Origin of the sequence: Microbacterium sp. bgisy203 (genome assembly GCF_965345155.1) — a bacterium.
In the GTDB taxonomy this organism is placed as follows: domain Bacteria; phylum Actinomycetota; class Actinomycetes; order Actinomycetales; family Microbacteriaceae; genus Microbacterium.
Map to the genome: position 1 here is coordinate 101,135 of NZ_CBDRLZ010000008.1, position 19,436 is coordinate 120,570.

Annotated in this window: 22 protein-coding genes and 1 pseudogene; 9 read left to right on the top strand and 14 right to left on the bottom strand. The window is 68.8% G+C overall.

Going from position 1 to position 19,436, the window contains the following annotated elements; all coding sequences use genetic code 11:
* The first annotated feature begins 27 nt into the window (after window positions 1–27).
* The 6 genes from ACRVYW_RS12045 (at window position 28) to ACRVYW_RS12070 (ending at window position 7,212) form a co-directional block, all read left to right on the top strand.
* Window positions 28–1,353: an ABC transporter substrate-binding protein gene (locus ACRVYW_RS12045; RefSeq protein WP_431804907.1), complete on the top strand. Its 1,326-nt coding sequence runs from the start codon at window positions 28–30 to the stop codon at window positions 1,351–1,353.
* Window positions 1,350–2,261, top strand: a complete 912-nt coding sequence (locus ACRVYW_RS12050; RefSeq protein WP_431804909.1) for a carbohydrate ABC transporter permease — start codon at window positions 1,350–1,352, stop codon at window positions 2,259–2,261. Before ACRVYW_RS12045 ends, ACRVYW_RS12050 begins: the two co-directional genes overlap by 4 nt.
* Window positions 2,261–3,193, top strand: a complete 933-nt coding sequence (locus ACRVYW_RS12055; RefSeq protein WP_431804911.1) for a carbohydrate ABC transporter permease — start codon at window positions 2,261–2,263, stop codon at window positions 3,191–3,193. Before ACRVYW_RS12050 ends, ACRVYW_RS12055 begins: the two co-directional genes overlap by 1 nt.
* A 99-nt stretch (window positions 3,194–3,292) precedes the next feature.
* Entirely contained in the window at window positions 3,293–4,972 is a 1,680-nt protein-coding gene (locus ACRVYW_RS12060) for a glycoside hydrolase family 13 protein (RefSeq protein WP_431804913.1), read from the top strand.
* 63 nt (window positions 4,973–5,035) lie between these two features.
* Window positions 5,036–5,653 (top strand): hypothetical protein, encoded by a 618-nt coding sequence (locus ACRVYW_RS12065; RefSeq protein ID WP_431804915.1) that lies wholly within the window; start codon window positions 5,036–5,038, stop codon window positions 5,651–5,653.
* A 248-nt stretch (window positions 5,654–5,901) separates the two neighbouring features.
* Entirely contained in the window at window positions 5,902–7,212 is a 1,311-nt protein-coding gene (locus ACRVYW_RS12070; protein WP_431804917.1) for a DUF222 domain-containing protein, read from the top strand.
* A gap of 29 nt (window positions 7,213–7,241) precedes the next feature.
* Here the strand turns inward: ACRVYW_RS12070 and ACRVYW_RS12075 are convergent, their stop codons facing one another.
* From ACRVYW_RS12075 to erm, 7 genes are all read right to left on the bottom strand, one after another.
* Entirely contained in the window at window positions 7,242–7,706 is a 465-nt protein-coding gene (locus ACRVYW_RS12075) for a VOC family protein (RefSeq protein WP_431804919.1), read from the bottom strand.
* Between the two features lie 20 nt (window positions 7,707–7,726).
* Entirely contained in the window at window positions 7,727–8,341 is a 615-nt protein-coding gene (locus ACRVYW_RS12080; RefSeq protein WP_431804920.1) for a hypothetical protein, read from the bottom strand.
* Window positions 8,338–9,042: a GNAT family N-acetyltransferase gene (locus ACRVYW_RS12085; protein WP_431804922.1), complete on the bottom strand. Its 705-nt coding sequence runs from the start codon at window positions 9,040–9,042 to the stop codon at window positions 8,338–8,340. The genes ACRVYW_RS12080 and ACRVYW_RS12085 overlap by 4 nt, the downstream gene beginning before the upstream one ends.
* A complete protein-coding gene (locus ACRVYW_RS12090; protein ID WP_431804952.1) occupies window positions 9,039–9,434 on the bottom strand; it encodes a VOC family protein in 396 nt (131 codons plus the stop codon). Before ACRVYW_RS12090 ends, ACRVYW_RS12085 begins: the two co-directional genes overlap by 4 nt.
* A gap of 49 nt (window positions 9,435–9,483) precedes the next feature.
* Window positions 9,484–9,981, bottom strand: a complete 498-nt coding sequence (locus ACRVYW_RS12095) for an N-acetyltransferase family protein (protein WP_431804924.1) — start codon at window positions 9,979–9,981, stop codon at window positions 9,484–9,486.
* A complete protein-coding gene (locus ACRVYW_RS12100) occupies window positions 9,978–10,766 on the bottom strand; it encodes an MBL fold metallo-hydrolase (protein WP_431804926.1) in 789 nt (262 codons plus the stop codon). Before ACRVYW_RS12100 ends, ACRVYW_RS12095 begins: the two co-directional genes overlap by 4 nt.
* An 80-nt stretch (window positions 10,767–10,846) precedes the next feature.
* A complete protein-coding gene (erm, locus tag ACRVYW_RS12105; RefSeq protein WP_431804928.1) occupies window positions 10,847–11,632 on the bottom strand; it encodes a 23S ribosomal RNA methyltransferase Erm in 786 nt (261 codons plus the stop codon).
* 259 nt (window positions 11,633–11,891) lie between these two features.
* Between erm and ACRVYW_RS12110 the strand changes: the two genes are divergently transcribed.
* Window positions 11,892–12,299 (top strand): nitroreductase family deazaflavin-dependent oxidoreductase, encoded by a 408-nt coding sequence (locus ACRVYW_RS12110; protein WP_431804930.1) that lies wholly within the window; start codon window positions 11,892–11,894, stop codon window positions 12,297–12,299.
* On the opposite strand, the gene ACRVYW_RS12115 is transcribed toward ACRVYW_RS12110, so the two are convergent.
* Window positions 12,274–12,729, bottom strand: coding sequence for a hypothetical protein (locus ACRVYW_RS12115; RefSeq protein WP_431804931.1), 456 nt, complete (start codon window positions 12,727–12,729; stop codon window positions 12,274–12,276). The two genes, ACRVYW_RS12110 and ACRVYW_RS12115, sit on opposite strands and share 26 nt — an antisense overlap.
* A 115-nt stretch (window positions 12,730–12,844) precedes the next feature.
* Window positions 12,845–13,786: a LysR family transcriptional regulator gene (locus tag ACRVYW_RS12120; protein ID WP_431804933.1), complete on the bottom strand. Its 942-nt coding sequence runs from the start codon at window positions 13,784–13,786 to the stop codon at window positions 12,845–12,847.
* Window positions 13,787–13,860: 74 nt separating this feature from the next.
* Here ACRVYW_RS12120 and ACRVYW_RS12125 point away from each other — a divergent pair, with 74 nt between their 5' ends.
* Both ACRVYW_RS12125 and ACRVYW_RS12130 read left to right on the top strand, forming a co-directional pair.
* On the top strand, window positions 13,861–14,871 hold the full coding sequence (locus tag ACRVYW_RS12125) for a putative oxygenase MesX (protein ID WP_431804954.1): 1,011 nt from the start codon (window positions 13,861–13,863) through the stop codon (window positions 14,869–14,871).
* Window positions 14,868–15,905: a methionine synthase gene (locus ACRVYW_RS12130; protein ID WP_431804935.1), complete on the top strand. Its 1,038-nt coding sequence runs from the start codon at window positions 14,868–14,870 to the stop codon at window positions 15,903–15,905. Before ACRVYW_RS12125 ends, ACRVYW_RS12130 begins: the two co-directional genes overlap by 4 nt.
* On the opposite strand, the gene ACRVYW_RS12135 is transcribed toward ACRVYW_RS12130, so the two are convergent.
* From ACRVYW_RS12135 to ACRVYW_RS12155, 5 genes and pseudogenes are all read right to left on the bottom strand, one after another.
* The gene (locus ACRVYW_RS12135; protein WP_431804937.1) at window positions 15,906–17,075 is read right to left on the bottom strand and encodes a thiolase family protein; all 1,170 of its coding nucleotides are present in this window, start codon (window positions 17,073–17,075) and stop codon (window positions 15,906–15,908) included.
* Window positions 17,072–17,383 (bottom strand): annotated as a pseudogene (locus tag ACRVYW_RS12140) (CoA-transferase); the annotation flags it as partial. The gene ACRVYW_RS12135 and the pseudogene ACRVYW_RS12140, both read right to left, overlap by 4 nt.
* Complete coding sequence (locus tag ACRVYW_RS12145) at window positions 17,289–17,903, bottom strand: 4'-phosphopantetheinyl transferase family protein (RefSeq protein WP_431804939.1); 615 nt, start codon at window positions 17,901–17,903, stop codon at window positions 17,289–17,291. The gene ACRVYW_RS12145 and the pseudogene ACRVYW_RS12140, both read right to left, overlap by 95 nt.
* 26 nt (window positions 17,904–17,929) lie before the next feature.
* Window positions 17,930–18,625 carry an alpha/beta hydrolase gene (locus ACRVYW_RS12150; RefSeq protein WP_431804941.1) on the bottom strand — a complete coding sequence of 232 codons (696 nt, stop codon included), beginning with the start codon at window positions 18,623–18,625 and terminating at the stop codon, window positions 17,930–17,932.
* A gap of 4 nt (window positions 18,626–18,629) precedes the next feature.
* Window positions 18,630–19,325 (bottom strand): hypothetical protein, encoded by a 696-nt coding sequence (locus tag ACRVYW_RS12155; RefSeq protein WP_431804943.1) that lies wholly within the window; start codon window positions 19,323–19,325, stop codon window positions 18,630–18,632.
* Window positions 19,326–19,436: the final 111 nt, after the last annotated feature.

A 19,436-nucleotide genomic window follows, 5' to 3' on the forward strand; every position in this document is an offset into this window, starting at 1 on the left:
ATTCTCTCGAGGATGCGACGGAGGACGATGGTGTCTGGAAGATCTCGGCGGGTCTGGCGGATCGTCGCCGCGGCCGCATCGGTGGCGCTCGCGGGGACGTTCCTCGCCGGGTGTTCGTCGGACGGCCGTGAGACGATCCGCTTCACGTTCAGCAAGCGCGAGGCGCTCGACTTCATGAACAAGACCGTTGCCGACTACAACGCCTCGCAGGACAAGGTGACCGTCGTCATGGACACCTCCGGCGTCGACGTCGTCTCGGCGAGCTTCGTGCGCGGCAACCCGCCCGACATCATGCTGGCCAACTACAACTTCGAAGTAGCCCGTTTCGTGCAGCGGTGCGCGCTCTCCGACCTCTCCGGAACGGACGCCGCCGGCACGATCCGCGACGACCTCGAGCCGCTCCTCGCCCAGTACGGCACGTGCGAAGGACGCACGAGCGCGCTGCCGTACTCCGTCATGGCCGCCTCGGTCATTTACAACCCGCAGATCTTCGCCGACAACGGCCTCGAGGTGCCCACCACGTGGGACGAGCTGATCGCGGTCTGCGATGCGCTCCAGGCCGCCGGGATCACGCCGTTCTACGCGACGTTCAAGGATGACTGGACGATCGCGCAGGGCTGGTACGACTACTCGATCGGCGGTTCGATCGACGTGCTCGACTTCTTCACCCGCCTGAACGCCGAGGGGGCCGACGTCGGTCCCGACTCGGAGGTGTCGTTCCAGAAGGACTTCGCCGCACCGATGGACAAGATGCTGCAGCTCACGTCGACCTACGTGAACAGCGACGCCGAGAGCCGCGGCTACGGCGACGGCAACCTCGCCTTCGGGCGGGGTGAGGCCGCGATGTACCTTCAGGGACCCTGGGCATTCAGCGAGATCGCGAAGACCGCGCCCGACCTCGAGCTCGGCACCTTCCCGCTGCCGATGACCGACGACCCCGACGACAACGCGGTGCGCGTCAACATGGACCTCGCCGCGATGATCCCGGAGGGCTCGCACCACAAAGAGGCGGCGCGCGACTTCCTCGAGTACCTCTACGAGCCCGACCGCATCCAGGCGTACAACGAGTCGCAGCTCGGCTTCTCACCGCTGAAGGATGCCGAGCCGCCGACCGACCCCCGCGTGGCCGGGATGATCCCCTACTACGACGCCGGAAAGGTCTACCAGGGTCCCTCGGTGCTCGTCCCCAAGACGATCCCCGTCTCGAACTACGCGCAGGCGATGGTGTTCGGGGCGAACCCGGCATCCACCCTGCGGACGATGGACCAGGACTGGGCGCGCCTCGCGTTCCGCCAACCGAACCCTCAGGCCAGCTCGCAGCCGACCTCTCAGCCGAAGGAGTCGTCGCAATGACCGCGACCAGCACCGTCACGACGGGGTCCCAGGCCCCGATCCGCCACAAGCGGCGACGCGTCGAGCCGATCTACTACTTCTTCCTGTTCCCGACGCTCATCCTGTTCACCCTCGCGATCACCGTGCCGGGCGTCATCGGGATCTTCTTCAGCTTCACCGACTCGATCGGCATCGGCGACTGGAACTTCATCGGCCTGACGAACTACATCGCCCTCTTCAACGACCCGGCGATCCTGCAGAGCTATCTGTTCACATTCGGCTTCGCGATCGCGACCGTGATCGTCGTGAACGTGACGGCGTTCCTCCTCGCCGTCGGACTCACGTCGAAGATCCGCTTCAAGACGGGCCTGCGGACGGTGTTCGTCATCCCGATGGTGATCTCGGGCATCATCATCGCCTACGTCTTCAACTTCCTGTTCTCGAACTCGCTCCCCGCCGCCGGCTCCGCCCTCGGCATCCCGTGGCTCGAATCGAGCATCCTCGCGAACCCTGACCTCGCGTGGGTCGCGATCGTGATCGTGACCGCGTGGCAGGCGATCCCGGGGGCTCTCCTCATCTACATCGCGGGGCTCCTGTCGGTGCCGGCGGATGTTTACGAGGCGGCCGATCTCGACGGGGCGAGCAAGCGCCAGCAGCTCTTCCGCATCACGCTGCCGCTGGTCGCGGGATACGTCGTGATCAACATGATCCTCGGCTTCAAGGGCTTCCTGAACGCCTACGACATCATCGTCGGCCTCACGAACGGCGGCCCGGGCACGGCGACCCGGAGCATCGCGATGACGATCATCGCCGGGTTCAACGGCGGCGACTACGCCTACCAGATGGCCAATGCGACGATCTTCTTCATCGTCGCCGTGCTCATCTCGATCCTCCAACTCTCGCTCACGCGCGGAAGGAACCAGGTCTGATGACCACTTCGCAACCGGCCCTCGCCTTCGAGCAGGCCGACACGGAACTGACCACCGGCGGCGTCGCGACCCAGGGCGGCAAGAAGCGGCGCGACACGGCATCCGGCCGCCCCGAGCGGGTCAACTGGTCGACGACGATCATCCTGATCCTCTGCTCGGTGACCGTGCTGCTGCCGCTGTACGTGACGATCTCGATGGCGTTCAAGACGACCGGTCAGGCCGTCGACGGCAACGCGTTCTCGCTGCCGATGCCTCTCTCGATCGAGGGCTTCGTGCAGGCGTGGAACCTGACGAAGTTCCCCGTGGGCGCCGCGATCTCGCTGCTCGTGACCGCCGGCACCGTCGTCGCGACGATCCTCCTCGCCGCGTTCGCGTCGTACGCGATCGTGCGCAACTGGGACCGGCGACTGTTCCGCTACTCGTTCTTCTACCTGCTCGCGGCGATGTTCATCCCGTTCCCCGTCGTCGCACTGCCGCAGATCCAGCTGACCGGTCGGGTCGGGCTCGACAACCCGTTCGGCGTGATCCTGCTGGCGACGATGTTCCAGCTGAGCTTCAGCGTGCTGCTGTTCACCGCGTTCCTCCGCTCGATCCCGATCGAGCTCGAGGAGAGCGCCCGCGTCGACGGGGCGAGCACGTGGCAGACGTTCTGGCGGCTGATCTTCCCGCTTCTGGCACCCATGAGCGCGACGGTCGGGATCTTCGCCTTCCTGTACGCCTGGAACGACTTCATGATGCCCTCGCTCATCATCGCCGATCCGGCGCTGCAGACGCTTCCGGTGCGGCAGAACCTCTTCCAGACGCAGTTCAGCAACAACTACAACGTCGCCTTCGCGTCGTACCTCATGGCGATGGCGCCCGCCATCATCGCCTACCTGTTCACGCAGCGCTGGGTGATGGAGGGCGTCACGCAGGGCGCCGTCAAGGGCTGACGCCCGGTCGCGGATCCGTCTCGCCGATCTGCCGATTCCACCGATCCAACCGATCCACCGATTCCACCGATCCACCCCGACCCGAAAGGACTCCTCTCCGTGACTCTCCCCGATGAGCTCATCCGCGACGACAGCACCGCCGACACCGCACCGTGGTGGCGCCAGGCGGTCGTCTACCAGATCTATCCGCGCAGCTTCGCGGATGCCTCGGGCGACGGGATCGGCGACATCCCCGGCATCCTCTCGCGTGCGGACTATCTCGGATCGCTCGGGATCGACGCGGTCTGGCTGAGCCCGTTCTACCCGTCGGCGCTCGCGGACGGCGGATACGACGTCGCCGATTACCGCGACGTCGACCCGCGCCTCGGGACGCTCGACGACTTCGATGCGATGGTCACGGCGCTCCATGAACGGGGGCTGAAGGTCGTCGTTGACATCGTGCCGAACCACACCTCGAATCTGCACGCCTGGTTCCAGGAGGCGCTCGCGGCAGGCCGCGGGTCGGCGGCCCGCGACCGGTACATCTTCCGCGAGGGGTCGGGCCCCGATGGAGCAGAGCCGCCGACCGACTGGACCGCCGCATTCGGGGGCAGCGCGTGGGAGCGGGTCGAAGACGGGCAATGGTACCTGCACAGTTTCGCGATCGAACAGCCCGACCTGAACTGGGCGAACCCGGAGGTGCGGGCCGACTTCGTGAAGACGCTGCGCTTCTGGTCGGATCGCGGCGTCGACGGGTTCCGCATCGACGTCGCCCACATGCTCACGAAGGACCTGACCGAGCCGCTGCCCTCGGCCGCCGAGCTCGCCGACATGCCGGTCGACGGGTCGCACCCGCTGCTCGATCGCGACGACGTACACGGGGTGTACGCCGAGTGGCGCGAGGTCTTCGACTCGTACGACCCGCCGCGCACCGCCGTCGCCGAGGCGTGGGTCGCCTCCGATCGGGTGCCGCTGTATGCGAGCCCGACGAGTCTCGGCCAGTCGTTCAACTTCGATCTGCTCGTGGCCGACTTCGACGCCGCGCAATTCCGCGACATCGTCACCCGCAACATCGCCCTCGCCGCCCGATCGGGCTCGTCGAGCACCTGGGTGCTGTCGAACCACGACGTGTTCCGGCATGCGACGCGATACGGGCTGCCGGTTCCACCCGAAGACAGCGCCGTGCCCAAGCGCCACGGCGGCGGATGGCTCGAGGCCGGCGCCGACCAGGGCGTGCTCGACCGTGCGGCGGGCGAGCGCCGCGCCCGCGCGGCGACATTGTTCGTGCTGGGGCTTCCGGGGTCGGCGTACCTGTATCAGGGAGAGGAACTGGGGCTGCACGAGGTCGCGGAGATCCCCGCCGACCAGCGTCAGGATCCGACTTTCTTCCGCACGCATCAGGAGCAGTTCGGTCGCGACGGCGCACGCGTGCCGCTGCCCTGGACGGCGTCCGGTCCCTCGTTCGGATTCGGCGACGACGGCGCGCACCTGCCGCAGCCGGCGTGGTTCGCGGAGTACGCGGTGTCGGTGGAGGACGGCGATCCCGACTCGACGCTGTCGCTCTATCGGCGCGCGCTCGCGCTGCGGCATGAGCTGCAGACCGCGGAGGACCTCGAGTGGATCGAGACCGGTCGTGCCGACGTGCTGCACTTCCGCCGCCCGAACGGGTGGGAGGTCGTCACGAACTTCGGTACGGAGCCGTTCGCGCTGGATGCCGGAGAGGTGCTGGTGTCGAGTGGCCGCTCGGGGTCGGCGGGTGCGGTGCCGGGCGAGACGACGGTCTGGCTCTCCGGCCACTGAGGGTTCCGGGGGGCTGTGGCTGCTCGGGGCTGAGGGTTCCGGGGGGCTGAGTAGGCTCGCGGCATGAAGAGCGAGCAGGTCGATGAGCGCGACTCGGCGTGGGAGGACGACCAGCCTCGGTTTCGCTTCTCCCTCTTCACGGGGGCGGGAAGCGCGGTTCGAACGATGGACCTCTGGGACTGCACGGTGACTCAGGCGCTGGTTGCCGCGAGCGAGTCGGACGACGAGGGGCTGTGGTCGCTCGCGCTCGTCGGTGAACGCGACGGGGTGCGCGGCCTCACGTGGCTGTCGGGCTACGACTACAACGATGCGCCCACCACGCCGACGCAGTGGCGAGCGCGGGCGGAGATGCAGAATCGCTACCTCTCGCGCCGCGCGATCCGCGGGGACCCGATCGTGCTCCCGAACGGGCTGCGGGTGGTCAGGATGTTCCCGGAATGGGTGGGCGGCCCGCTGTGGGAGAGCTCCACCGACAACTACCCGGCCGACTCGCTTCTCTTGGGGCTGTCCCCCGCCCTCAGCGCAGACGTGGCTGAATGGAACGAGCAGTGGGGCCGGCGTGACGTCGATGAAGCGCTTCCGAACGAGGCCGCATGGCTGGCGCGCGGCTGGGAACTCTGGGCGCGCGTCCGAGACGAGCTGGCGGGCGTCGCCGAGGTGCACCCCGAGTTCGCATACTGAGAGTTCGCATACTGAGCGTCTCGTAGATATATCGCTCATTCTCCTCCGGTGCTCTTGCATATGGTCGCAGTTCTGTTCTATGCTGGTGGTGGCGGTCATCCTCTCATGTGGCCGCAAGGGTAGAGCCGGCGGTGCCACCGGACGTTGAGATATCGACGTCAGGAGTGCGTATGGACCGGCTACAGCGAGACCCCCACTGGGCGGAGTTGTCCGCGCTGGTGTCGCGGGCGGAGGCGAACCGGGTCGAGATGTCGCGGTTGCAGGCTGAGCGCGCCGAAGTGTGTGCCGAGGCTCTGGACCTGGTCGCACTGCGGGTGGCGCAGCTTCAGGCGGCGCGGGGCGCCGGACGTGGGGGCGGCCGGGGTGAGATCGGTGACACGATCCCGTTGCGGGAGGTGATGGCCGAGCTGTCCGCGGCGCTGCGGGTCGGGGAGCGGACCGTGTCGTCCTGGCTGGGTGATGGGGCGGCGCTCGTGTCGACGTATCCCGCGACCCTCGACGCGCTGCGTGAGGGGCGGATCGATGACCGGCATGCGTCGGCGATCATCGACGGCGGCATGCCGCTAGACCCCGAGCGGCGGGCCGAGTACGAAAGCCTCGTCCTCCCCCTGGCCGAGACGGAGACCGCGGCATCCGTCCGGGAGAGCGCCCGCACGATCGCAGCGCGTCTGCAGCCCGACATCGTCGACACCCGCCACCAGGAAGCCCTCGCGGCACGTCAGGTGAAGACCTACGCCCTGCAGGACGGACTCGCCCGTCTTCTCCTCGACGCTCCCGCCGTGCTCGTCCAGGGCATCTTCGAGCGGATCACCGACATGGCGGCCGCCCTCGACACCCCCACGCCCGGCGACGGGGATGTCGGCGGTGCGGATGCCGCAGCATCCGGCGACCCCGACGGTGAGCCGGACGACGACGACCGGACCCTCGACCAACGCCGCGCCGACGTCGCCTGCGATCTGCTCCTCTCCGGCGCGCCCACCGCGCACGGCGACGGCGGACTCGGTGCGATCCGCGCGACCGTGCACGTCACGGTGCCCCTCCTCACCCTCGCCGGACTCGACAACGCTCCCGCGACCCTCGACGGGCACGGCCCCATCGACCCCGGCACCGCCCGCATCCTCGCCGCCGGAGCATCGTGCTGGGAACGCGTCATGACCCACCCGATCACCCACGAACCCCTCCGCATCGACACCTACCGGCCCAGCACCCGGCTCCGCCGCCTCCTGAACGCCCGCGACCGCCACTGCCGGTGGCCCGGATGCCGCAGACCCGCCCCCCGCTGCGACGCCGACCACACCATCCCCTTCTCCGAAGGCGGCCCCACCCGCACCGACAACCTCGCACTGCTCTGCCGACGCCACCACCGCCTCAAGCACGCGTCACCGTGGCACATTCAACAGCTGGGCGGGGGAACACTCGCGTTCACCTCGCCGACCGGGCGGCGCTACCGCAGCAACGCACCACCAGTCGCCCAAGCCGCCCCCTCAACGACCACCGATCCCCCATGGCGACGCCTCCTCAACACCGCCTACGACCCAGCCGACCCCGCCGGGTCCTGAGCCGCTCGCTAGCCGCATGGCGGTGCGCGTCAGCGCGGCCGCGCGTCATCCGTCGTGAAGCCGTCGCGCTCGGCCCGTTCTTCGAGCGTCTCGAGTTCCTGGAAGAACGTCACCTGCCAGTTGCCCGGCCCCTGCACGCGCGCGTTGATCGTGCGGAACGGCGTCTCGATCGGCGGCGCGATCTCGGCGGCCCCGGCATCCTGCGCCGCCTTCGTGGCGGCCACGGTGTCGGCGACTTCGAGCGCGATACGGAGGGTCCCCGGCGCGCTGCGCGGAGCGCCCTCGACGTCGTCGATGTTGTGCACGTGCGTCGGTGTGGCCAGCTCGATCGTCGCGACGCCGGCGTGCAGGATCGACACCCGGTCGTCACCCTCGGTCGCGAAAGCGGGCTGTTCCGGCATCCCCAGCACATCGCGGAAGAAGCGGACGGCATCGTCGAACTCGGTCGTCTCGATGATGAGGCGGAGCTGGCGAGGCGGGTCGGGATGGGTCATGTCGCCATTTTCCGCGCCTCTCAACGCCGCTGCCATCCTCGGCGGGTGAGGAAGCGGTCCAGGATCGCGGAATGCCGTTTCGCGGTGACGGGATTCAGCGCCAGGCCGCCGACGTGGACGAGGAGGATCACCGCGACGGTGAGGTAGTACGCGATCATCACGTCGCCGATCCCCGCCACCAGCATGTCGGGCCCGGCGCCGAGCGGTACGCGCGAGAGATAGCGCTCGTCCCACGCCCTCGCGAGGAGCGTGGGCCGCACCGCGAGCTCGCCCCACGCGATCATCGCGACCCCCGCCGCGCAGACGACCGACGCGTCTCGGCCTCGCGACCACATCGGGCGCATCCCGCGCACCGGCCACACGTACCGCTCCCCGTCGTTCACTCGCGTCATGACGAGAAGGCTCGCGCCCACGAGCCCCGCCGCCACGTGCACGGCTCCGGGGAGTCCGCCCCATCCGCCGAGGCGGCGGGCGCGCAGGTGAAGTCCCGCCTCGGCCGCGACGTGCACCTGGACGAACAGGCCGACGAGGGCGAGAACGAGGATCGCCACGCTGAGCCACGCCTGCACGCGCGCGTTGCGTGAGCGTTGCGCTGCATCGTCCGGCCGACGGGCGAGCGGCGGCATTGCGGTCATTCCGCGTTCCCTGCGTCCGTGGCGAGATCGTCGAGGAGGCGATCGACTCCGGCGACCACCACGTCGGCGCCGAGGAGCTCCTGGTTGGCGGCGCGCACAGCGTCCCACCGCGACCGATCCATGCGGTAGCGCACCTGAGTCGCGGCCTTCCCGTCCCGCACCGCGCGCCATATACCGTCGCGGACATATCCCGTGCGCAGCGATACCGCATTGGACGCCGCATTGTCCTCGAACGCCGACGACGTGACGGACTCGGCGCCGAGGGCCTCGAAACAGAAATGCAGCATGAGCGCCCTCATCCGCGTGCCGATGCCACGACCCTGGTACGCGCGACCGAGCCACGAACCGGTCTCCACCTCACGGAGTTCCGCCCAGCGATCACCGGAGGCGCTCTGGATGCCGACCGGTTGGCCATCGACCCGAACGCCCAGCTCGAGTACGAGTCGCTTCGGCGTCACCAGCGAGCGCGCGGACCACTGAAAGGCGAGAACACTCCGCGCGACCTCGCGGGGCGTCCCGCGCGTCCACGGGTAGTTGAACGGCATCGCGTCGTCATCGTGCACGCCCCGTCCCGCGAGGAGGGCGAGATCCACGGCGAGGGCATCGTCGATCCAGCGCATCTCGAGATCACCGGCGCGGACGCGCGCCCCGGCTGCGGGCCAGAGATCGATGAGAGCGGCGGGGTTCCCTGAGGATGTCATCTTTCGATTCTGGCGGGTGTCAGCACCTCTACGCGGTTACCGAAGCCGTCGCGCGCGTGAAACCTGGTGAAGTACTCCAGCGTGTCGCGCTCGACCCACGACACCTCGAACCCGGCTGCGTCAATCTGCGCGGCGATCGCCTCCAGCGCATCGACATCATCAACGACGAGCGCCGGATGCGCCTTCTTGGCCGGGACGAAGGGATCATCCACTCCGAGGTGCAGCTCGGCCGTCACGACGTCACCGTCGAACGCGCGGAACCAGCACCCGCCGCGGCCCGCCAGCGACGGCGGCTTCTCGACTTCCGTCAGCCCCAGCGCGTCGCGGTAGAACTCGCGCGCCCGATCCTCTTCGCCCTGCGGCATCGACACCTGCACATGATGAAGCTTCACGATCCTCCAAAGTCTCTCGACATCAAGATACTTTGAGGAGCCGCGATTGTCAGCGCACCATCCGCGCATCGGTGATGAGCGGCGCGTGCGGATCGATCTGCTCGGTGCCGTCGAACGCGAATCCATTGCGCTCGTAGAACCGCGTCGCGCGCGGATTCTCCTTCGCGACCCAGAGCTGCGCCGGACCGTTGCCGAGCGTCGCGTCGAGCAGCGCCTGCCCGACACCCGACCCGTACGCTCGCGCAAGGACGTAGATCGCGTAGAGCGCGCGCTCGCGCACGGGCGGCTCGCTCGCCTGAGCCGACGACGGCCCCGCCCACGCGAATCCCACGAGGGAGCCGTCGTCCTGCTCGGCGACGCGCACTGTCATCTCGGCGCGCGGATCCCCGAGGACGTGCGTCCACATCCGATGTCGACCGGCGATGTACTCGTCGGTGAAGAAGTCGTCGGGCAGGAGGTGCGCGTAGGCCTCGCGCCACGTCGCGACGTGGAGAGAGGCGATCGCGTCCGCATCCTCCGCGACCGGCTCGCGGATCGTGATCGTCATCCGCCCATGCTGTCAGAAGGCGCCCGACCGGAGGATTCCGCGACGAGGCGCTGCAGGTGCGCGTACTCCTCCGCCATGCCGGGGTTCCGCACGCGCGGATCGTCCGAGGAGCCGCGACGCTGAACGTCATCGAGGTAGCGCCGGTCGGCATCGAGGCGCGCGGCGGCATCCCCGCCGACGGTGCCGTGACCCGGGATGACGAGGGATGCCTGATCCGCGTACGGCGCTAGCATGTCGAGCGCGGCGAGGTAGGCGGGCAGGTCGTCGGGCCAGAACGGCAGCGGCAGCTCGATGTCGCTGAGCATGTCGCCCGCGATCAGCACCCGCTGCCGTGGCAGCCATAGCGCGGTGTGGCCGGGCGCGTGCCCGTCGTGGACGACCAGCTCCACGTCGACGCCGTGCGGCAGCGAGGATGCCGGGATCGCCTCAGCGCCTGTCACTCGCCCCATCAGGTCGACGAGCTCGGGAGGGAAGTCGGAACCGAGGTTCTCGACGAGTCCATCCCGTTCGGATGCCGCGTATCGCTCCGTCGTCACCGACGCCCAGCGGGGCGCCGGCCCGAAGCCGGGATGCCAGAGCAGGTGGTCGTGGTGCGCGTGCGTCGCGAACCCGCCGGCGACGCTCAGCCCCCGGTCGGCAAGCGCGGCAGCGAGGCTGTCGAGCTCGTCCGGCATCCATGTCGGGTCGACGAGCAGAGCGGTCTCGCCGTCCGTGACGATCGTGCTGGTGGTCGACATCCGCCGACTCGTGGCGACCAGCACACCGGGCGTGACCTCGTGGAGCATCCGTCCATTCTCGCGCGATCGCGGAGAGCACGGCGCACCGGGAGCGTCACGCCCATCACGTCGATGCCGCACCCGCGCGCTCACCCGCCCCGGAACGCCTCCCACAACGCCGCCCACTGCGCGACATCGAGATCGCGCGGAAGCGACCCTCGCTCGACCGGCACAGCGTCGACGCGCCGCGCCGCGCCGGAGCCCGACGCCATCCCGCGAAGGATCTGGCGCACGTCGCGCCCGCGGCCGGTGAAGACGTCGCGTACGAATCGTTCGTATCCGCGCCGGTCACGCACTGCCACCAGCGGATCCGCGCGACGAGAGATCGACAACACTCCGCCGTCGACACTCGGCATCGGTCGAAACCCGCGCGCCGGCACCCTGCCGTGCAGGCGGAACTCGAACCACGGCGCGGACTGCGCGGTCATCATGGTGCTCCCGCCGACGCCCGCGCGCTTGCGCGCAACCTCCCACTGGGTCAGGAGAACCGCCTCGCGCCACTCCTTCTCGCGGAGGAGTCTCCGGAGGATCGGCGTCGTCAGATGGAACGGGACGTTCCCGACCACCACCGGTTGCGTGATCGGGTACGACAAGACGTCGGCGCGTTCGAGACGGACGCGTGCCACCCTGGCACGCAAGCCGTCGACACGGCGCTCGTCGATGTCGATGGCCGTCAGGGGGCGGCGAAGGACAGCGAGTTCGGAGGTCAGAGCGCCGTCGCCGGCGCCGATCTCGAGGATGCCGCCCTCGGTCGCCGCGACGAGCGCGACGATCCGGGCGATCGTCGGAGGGTGGACGAGGAAGTTCTGGCCGAGTTCATGTCGGCCACCGGAGGATGAGCCTCGAGACGAGGCAGAGGATGAATGAGTACGCACGAGCGCTCCAAAGCATGGGATCGGAGCACTCCGGCACAGCGTGCGTCAGGAGAGGAGAGAACGCGCTGCCGGAGTGCCAGGGCATCCGGAAGACGGCGCGCTTACGCGAGACTCAGCGACGGCGCCGTCAGGCGCGACGGTCGCGAATCGTGAAGAAGCGCCCCATCACGGGCGCCGCGTGTGTTGTTCCCATACCCTCGAGCCTACCGCGGGGCTACCCTGAGTCCACCGACAACGGCAGCGTCGCACGGGAGGTCTCATGAGCGGGTTCAACGAGCGGGTCATCGAGGAGTTCCGCCGAAGCGGCGGCCACGTCGCGCAGTTCGGATCGTCGCTCGTGCTCCTCCATCACCGCGGCGCGAAGTCGGGCATCGACCGAGTGAGCCCGGTCGTGTCGATCCGCACGTCTCCCGACACGTGGCTCATCGCGGCATCCAAGGCCGGCGCCCCCGACAATCCTGCCTGGTACCACAACCTCCGCGCGCACCCCGAGATCGAGATCGAAACGCCGGGCGACGGCACCGTCGCGGTCACCGCCCGCGTGCTGGACGGCGAGGAACGGGATGCCGGATGGCTGCGCTTCACCGAGGCATCCGACGGCTTCCGTCAGTACGAGCAACGCACGACGCGCACGATTCCCGTCATCGAGCTGCGTCGCGCGGAGTGACGGGAGGCGTCACCGACAGCACGCGAGCGGCGCGGATCAGTCGCGCACCCGCGAGGAGTACGACGACGTTCAGCAGGAAGACGATCACCGTCGCTGCCGGCACGTTACGGCTGCCGACAGCGATGCCGACGAAGAACAGCGGGATCGTCAAGACGGTCATGAGAAACGCCGCCGCCGCGACCCAACCGATGGACTTCTCCTCGCCCGGTGTCGACCTTCCGACGGGCGCCAGACGGAACGCCCTGCGCGAGAGCTCCATCGCGATGAGCGCGTCGACGACAGCGATCGCCCCGACCGCGAACAGCCACCCGTCGGCGGTCGCGCCGGCGAAGGATGCCCCCGCGGTGATTCCGAGCAGGACGCACAAGACGAGCTCGACGACGCCGATCGCTCGCGGATTCGCTCGCTCCGAACTCCTGCCCGACCTCACGCCCCACCTCCCACGCCCACCTCACACCTGACGGCCAGCCTAGGCGTGTGAACCGGAAGTTCATCGACGCCCCGGAGCGTGTCCGAACGTGAACTCGCGCCCGTCGCCGCCCTCACTACCCGAGCACCTCGACCCCGAATCCCGCGACGACCGTGCGCACCTCGGCGAGGTAGCGCTGCGCCTGGTCGGTGAGGGGGATCGCGGAGTGACCGATCCAGCCGATCTCGATGCGCTCGTCGACCGCGAGCGGCACGGCGACGATCTCGGGGTCGAGGTCGTCGCTGATGATGCCGCTCGAGATCGTGTAGCCGCCGAGCCCGATCATGAGGTTGAAGATCGTCGCACGGTCCGAGACGCGGATCTCACGCGCGCTCGACAGCGTGGACAAGATCTCCTCGGAGAGGAAGAACGAGTTGTTCGCCCCCTGATCGAACGTCAGGCGCGGGAGGTCGGCGAGGTCATCGAGCGTCACGCGATCCCGCGCCGCGAGCGGGTTCTTCCGTGAGATGAAGATGTGCGGCTCGGCGAAGAACAGCGGCCGGAACGCGAGCCCCGAGTCGCGCAGCAGTTTGTCGATGACGTTCCGATTGAAGTCGTTCCGGTACAGGATGCCGAGTTCGCTCCGGAGCGTGCGGACGTCTTCGATGATCTCCCACGTGCGCGTTTCCCTCAAGGAGAACTCGTACTCCGCCGCCCCGCTCGCCTTCACCATCCGCACGAACGCGTCGACCGCGAAGGAGTAGTGCTGCGTCGAGACGCCGAGGAGGCGCCGCGACGGCGGCCGCCCGAGGTAGCGCTGCTCGAGGAGCGCGACCTGCTCGACCACCTGACGCGCGTACCCGAGGAACTCCACGCCCTCGGCGGTGAGTGTCACCCCCCGCGCGGAGCGGACGAGTAGTGCGCGCCCCACCCGGGTCTCGAGGTCCTTCATCGCCGCCGAGACGGTCGGCTGCGAGACGTAGAGAAGGTCGGCGGCAGCGCTGATCGATCCTTCCGCCGCGACCTCGATGAAGTAGTGCAGCTGCTGCAGCGAAATGCCGCTCGACGCCTTGACCATAGCCAAAGGCTATACCGGCGCATAGTTACATCGAGTTTCCCGATGGATCCCGGATGCCTGCACGATGGGGGATCATGCCGAACGACTTCACCTTCCATCTCTCCACGACGCGATTCGACGAGGACTACGCGCCCGCCGAGAGCTCGCGCATCACGACGAACTTCGCGAACCTCGCGCGCGGAGAGCACCGTCAGCAGAACCTCCGGAACGCCCTGACGATGATCGAGGGGCGCGTCAACGACCTCGCGCACTGGGACAACCCGGCGCGCGACCGCTACGGCGTCGAGCTCGACATCGTCTCCGTCGCGCTGGAGTTCACCGGCCCGGGCGCCACGACCGACGAGCAGTTCCCCCTTCTCGAGTTCTTGGACGTGCAGATCGTCGACCGGCGCACCGGCATCCGCCGCCACGGCATCGTCGGGAACAACTTCTCCTCCTACGTGCGCGACTACGACTTCAGCGTCGTGCTGCCGGCCGCGCAGAAGGCCGCCGGCGGGTTCACCGTTCCCGAGGATTTCGGCGACCTGCACGGCAAGCTCTTTCAGGCATTCCTCGCCTCGGATGCCTACCGCGCGCGCTTCCCGCAATCGCCCGTCATCTGCATCAGCGTCTCGACGAGCCGCACCTACGAGCGGACGGCCAACCACCACCCGGTGCTCGGCGTCGAGTACGCGCAGGACGCGTTCTCGCTCACCGACGAGTACTTCGGCAAGATGGGGCTCGCATCGCGCTACTTCATGCCGCCCGGGAGCGTCGCCCCGTTCGCGTTCTACTTCCGCGGCGACCTGCTCAACGACTACACGCCGCTGCAGCTCATCGGCACGATCGGCACGATGGAGACGTTCCAGAAGATCTACCGACCCGAGATCTACAACGCGAACTCCGCCGCCGGAGGCGTCTACCGGCCGAGGCTCGACCAGCAGGACTTCTCGCGCACGCAGGTCGACTACGACCGAGACGAGCGCAGCCGTCTCGCCGTCACGCAGGGCCGCTACACCGAGGAGCGCTTCATCGCACCCCACGGCGAGCTGCTCCAGCGGTGGGCCGCGGGAGAGCTGGCGGGCGAGCTGGCTCCCTTCGCATGAACGCGTCCGGTGCCGGACTGCTCCCCACCGCCATCGTCGGGAGCCTCCCGAAGCCGTCCTGGCTGAGCGAGACCGAGAAGCTCTGGGGCGACTGGAAGCTCTCCGGCGCCGAACTCGTCGAGGGAAAGCAGGATGCCTTGCGCAGCGCCGTCCTCGAGCAGGAGCGCCGCGGCATCCACATCGTCAGCGACGGCGAGCAGACCCGCCAGCACTTCGTGACGACCTTCATCGAGCACCTGAGCGGCGTCGACTTCGAGCGGCGTGAGACCGTGCGCATCCGCGACCGGTACGACGCGAGCGTGCCGACCGTCGTCGGCGCCGTCAGCCGCGAGAAGCCCGTGTTCGTCGAGGATGCCAGGTTCCTGCGCTCCCTGACCGACCGCCCGATCAAGTGGGCGCTGCCCGGCCCCATGACGATGATCGACACCCTGGCCGACCGGCACTACGGCAGCCGCGAGAAGCTCGCGTGGGAGTTCGCGACGATCCTCAACGAGGAGGCGCGCGAGCTCGAAGCGGCCGGCGTCGACCTCATCCAGTTCGACGAGCCCGCCTTCAACGTCTTCTTCGACGACGTGCGCGACTGGGGAGTCGCGACGCTCGAGCGAGCCGCCGAGGGGCTCCGCGCCGAGACCGCCGTACACATCTGCTACGGCTACGGCATCGCGGCCAACACCGAGTGGAAGGCGACCCTCGGGTCGGAGTGGCGTCAGTACGAGGAGTCCTTCCCGCTGCTGCAGCGTTCGTCGATCGACATCGTCTCGCTCGAGTCCCAGCACTCGCACGTGCCGATGGACCTCATCGAACTCGTCCGCGGAAAGAAGGTCATGCTCGGCGCGATCGACGTCGCCACGGACGAGGTCGAGACCCCCGAGGAGGTCGCCCACACCCTGCGCCGCGTGCTGCACTTCGTGGATGCCGAGAAGCTCATCCCGTCGACGAACTGCGGCATGGCGCCCCTGCCCCGCCGGGTCGCGCTCGAGAAGATGAGCGCGCTGAGCGCGGGAGCGGCGATCGTACGCGACGAACTGCGCTGATCAGCGCTCGAGGACGACGGCCAGGCCCTGGCCGACGCCGATGCAGATGGCGGCGACGGCGACGCCTCCCCCGCGGCGGGCCAGCTCGTGCGCCGCGTGCCCGATGATGCGTCCGCCGGACGCACCGAGGGGATGGCCGATCGCGAGCGCACCGCCGTGGACGTTGAGACGCTCGGGATCGAGCTCGGGCCAGCCTGCCAGGCACGCGAGCGACTGAGAGGCGAACGCCTCGTTCAGCTCGACGACGTCGACGTCCGCCCACGTGCGCCCCGCGCGCGCGAGCGCCTTGTTCGCCGCCTCGATCGGCGCGATCGGGAAGTCGTCCGGGTCGACCCCGTGCGCCGCGCGGCCCGCGATGCGGGCGAGCGGCTCGGCATCCACCGCGCCCTCCGCGCCGATCAGCACCGCCGAGGCGCCGTCGTTGATCGGCGAGGAGTTGCCCGCCGTCACCGTGCCGTCCGCGGCGAACAGGGCGGGCAGTCCCGCGAGCTTCTCGAGCGAGGTGTCGTCGCGGATGCCTTCGTCGCGGCTGAGCGTCGTACCGGGCACGCCGACGATCTCGCCGTCGTAGACCCCGTCCGCCCAGGCCTGCGCGGCGAGGCGGTGCGAGCGCACGGCGAAGGCATCCTGATCCTCACGAGAGATCCCCCACTCCCGCGCGATCTTCTCGGCGGACTCGCCGTTGCTGATGGTCCACGGCGTCGGCAGCGCGGGGTTGGTCATCCGCCAGCCGATCGAGGTGTTCCACAGGGTCTGATTGCCGACGCTCGGCCACGGCTTGGGCGACTTCTCGACGACGAACGGCGCGCGGCTCATCGACTCGACGCCGCCCGCGAGCACGATGTCGGCGTCGCCGGTCTCGATCGCGCGCGACCCCTGCATGACCGCCTCGACGCTCGACGCGCAGAGCCGGTTGACCGTGACGCCCGTCACACTCGTCGGGAACCCCGCGAGCAGGGCGCCGAACCGCGCGACGTTGCGGTTGTCTTCGCCGGCCTGGTTCGCGTCGCCGAAGACGAGGTCGTCGATGCGCGCGGGGTCGATGCCCGTCCGCTCGACGGACGCCCTCATCACGAGCGCGGCGAGATCGTCGGGCCGGATGCCGGAGAGCGCTCCTCCCGCCCGTCCGAACGGCGTGCGGACGGCGTCGTAGACGAAGGCGGCGGTCATGGCTGCTCCTGTTCGGTGTCGGTCGGGTCGAGCCCCACGAGGTCGAGCCCGGTCAGCTCGGCGAGCGACGCGACGGTGTTGTCGCCGAACGCCTCGCGCACGGCGAACCCGCCCTCGGTGACGTCGAAGATCGCGTGATCGGTGTAGACGCGCGTGACGCAGGCCGCCCCCGTGAGCGGATACGTGCAGCGCTCGACGAGCTTGGAGGTGCCGTCACGCGTGAGCAGATCGGTCATGACGTAGACGTTCTTCGCGCCGATCGCGAGGTCCATCGCGCCGCCGATCGCCGGGATCGCACCGGGCGCTCCACCGCAATGCGGTCTCCGACGGATCGTTGCATCGATCGAGCGCGCTCAGCTCGCTCGCGCAGAAGATGGCAGGAGTGCGCGGCACGTGCGCCTCTACGGTTTCGATGTCAACGCCGATCGGCACGGGGGCGGCTGCGACCATCACCCATGCCCCTGCGTGCGACCAACTAACGAACACCGCGTCATAGTCGCCGGTGCGAGACCGGATCCGGGGTCTACCGTGGCCAGGTGCTCCGCACACGCTGCAACGCTGCTCTATGCGCACCTCGTCCGGCGGGGTGCGGGTCAGCGACGACACCGCCACACGCGCAATAGCCCGAACCGCGATAAACGCGGCCTGTTGAGCGGCGTTCGAAAGTCCCTTCACACGGTCGGCCTCGGCGGTCGATAGCAGGTGTGGGTGATGCCGGAGGGTTGCCAACGCGACGTCAGCCCGAGCGATCGCCCCGATCACCGGGATCCCAGGCGGGAGCGGCAGCGAATCGCCGAGACGGCGCAGCGCGACGAGGTCGTCGTCCACCGAGCTCGAGTTGCCTCCCGGGCCCGTCACCGATGGCCCGCCCAGGCGCGGATCGCCTCGGCTGTCGCGGTGGGGGCATCGAGATGGACCGCATGACCCCCGTCGATCACGACGGTGCTCCCCTGCGAGGTCAGGTGGTCCAGGCCTGCCTCATGCGAGGCCACCAGGATCCGATCGCTGCGGCCGAGAACGAGCAGCCAGGGGATGGTGGTCGACTGACGTGTCGAGGAGACCGTAGTCGATGTGGCGAGTTGCTGCCGCAGCGGGAGCGGGAAGCTCGCGAGCTCCGTGGCGACGCGCATCTGTCCATCCTCCGTCTCCGCGGAGAGCGCCGCCAGCGATCGGTCGTGGCCGTGCGTGCGCGGCAGATCGTCGGCGATCGCCGCGTACGCCTCACTCATCGGCTCCGGACCGGGCAGCCCGCCGATCGTCACGATGCCGGCGGGAGCCGCGCCCGCGCGCAACGCAGCGCCGAGGACGGCTGTACCAAGGGAGAACGCGACAACGAGGGTGGGGCGAGGGTCGGCGAGGTCGCTGCGCAGTCGATCGGCGAGCGCGTCGAGCACGGATACCGCACGAGCTCCCCTCTGGAGGGAGATCGCGTCGTAGCGATAACAGACGACCTCCTGCGACGGAGGAGGGTCAAGGTCCCTCAGTAGCGGACCCCAGGATCGGGGACCCAACCCGTACCCGGGAATGAGGATTAGGCGACGGTAGCGCACGCTGCTACAGCCACTGGCCTACGGGCCGCACGCCTCGGGCTGCCGCATTCAGATGCTCGGTCAGCATCGCGGGCGTGTCTGCGACGACGACAGCGCAGGCCAGCCGTGCGAGGAAACCCCGGGGAGGGAGCCGGGCCTCCATACCTAACTGGCCAAGGATACGGACGCTCTCGCACCAGCTCGCATCGACGAGCGCATCGTCGACCTCAATGTCCTCGAACACCAGATCTCGCTCCGGGTAGAAGAACTGGATGCCTGCGCAACGTGCGCTTGGATCGTGTGTGGGCTCGGCGGCAGGCTGCACGCCCATCGCCACGTGGCCGGCGACCGCGCCGGGCCTGACACCCGTGACGAGGGAACCCAGGTAGGGAATGAGGTCTCCGCCGAGTCGGCCGTTGACCTCGACGATCTTGCACCCGGTCGCGGTCACCATGACCTCGACGTGCACCACGACGCGGTCAAGGCCGAGGGCTAGGACGGCTGCGCGAGTGACCTCCAGGAGATCTTGCGGCCGGAGTTCTTGTTCGATCAAGTTCAGCGCGGTGCTCTTGCCGCCGCCCCACGGCGAGTTCAGGCCCACGGTCAGCGTCTCGAACCGCGCGTCCACGGCAACGTTGGCAACGGCGACCGCCACCGCATGCAAGCCCGTCAGATCCTGTGTCGCCGGGTTGTCATCGAACAAGTACGACGACTCCGTCACAGCCCCTCCTCTCTCAGTCCGGACCGGTATCCCGTCCACAGCAAATTGCGGGGATGCCAAGTGCCTGCCAACTACCCGTGGAATATGTCATTTCGGCGTGGAACCTACAAC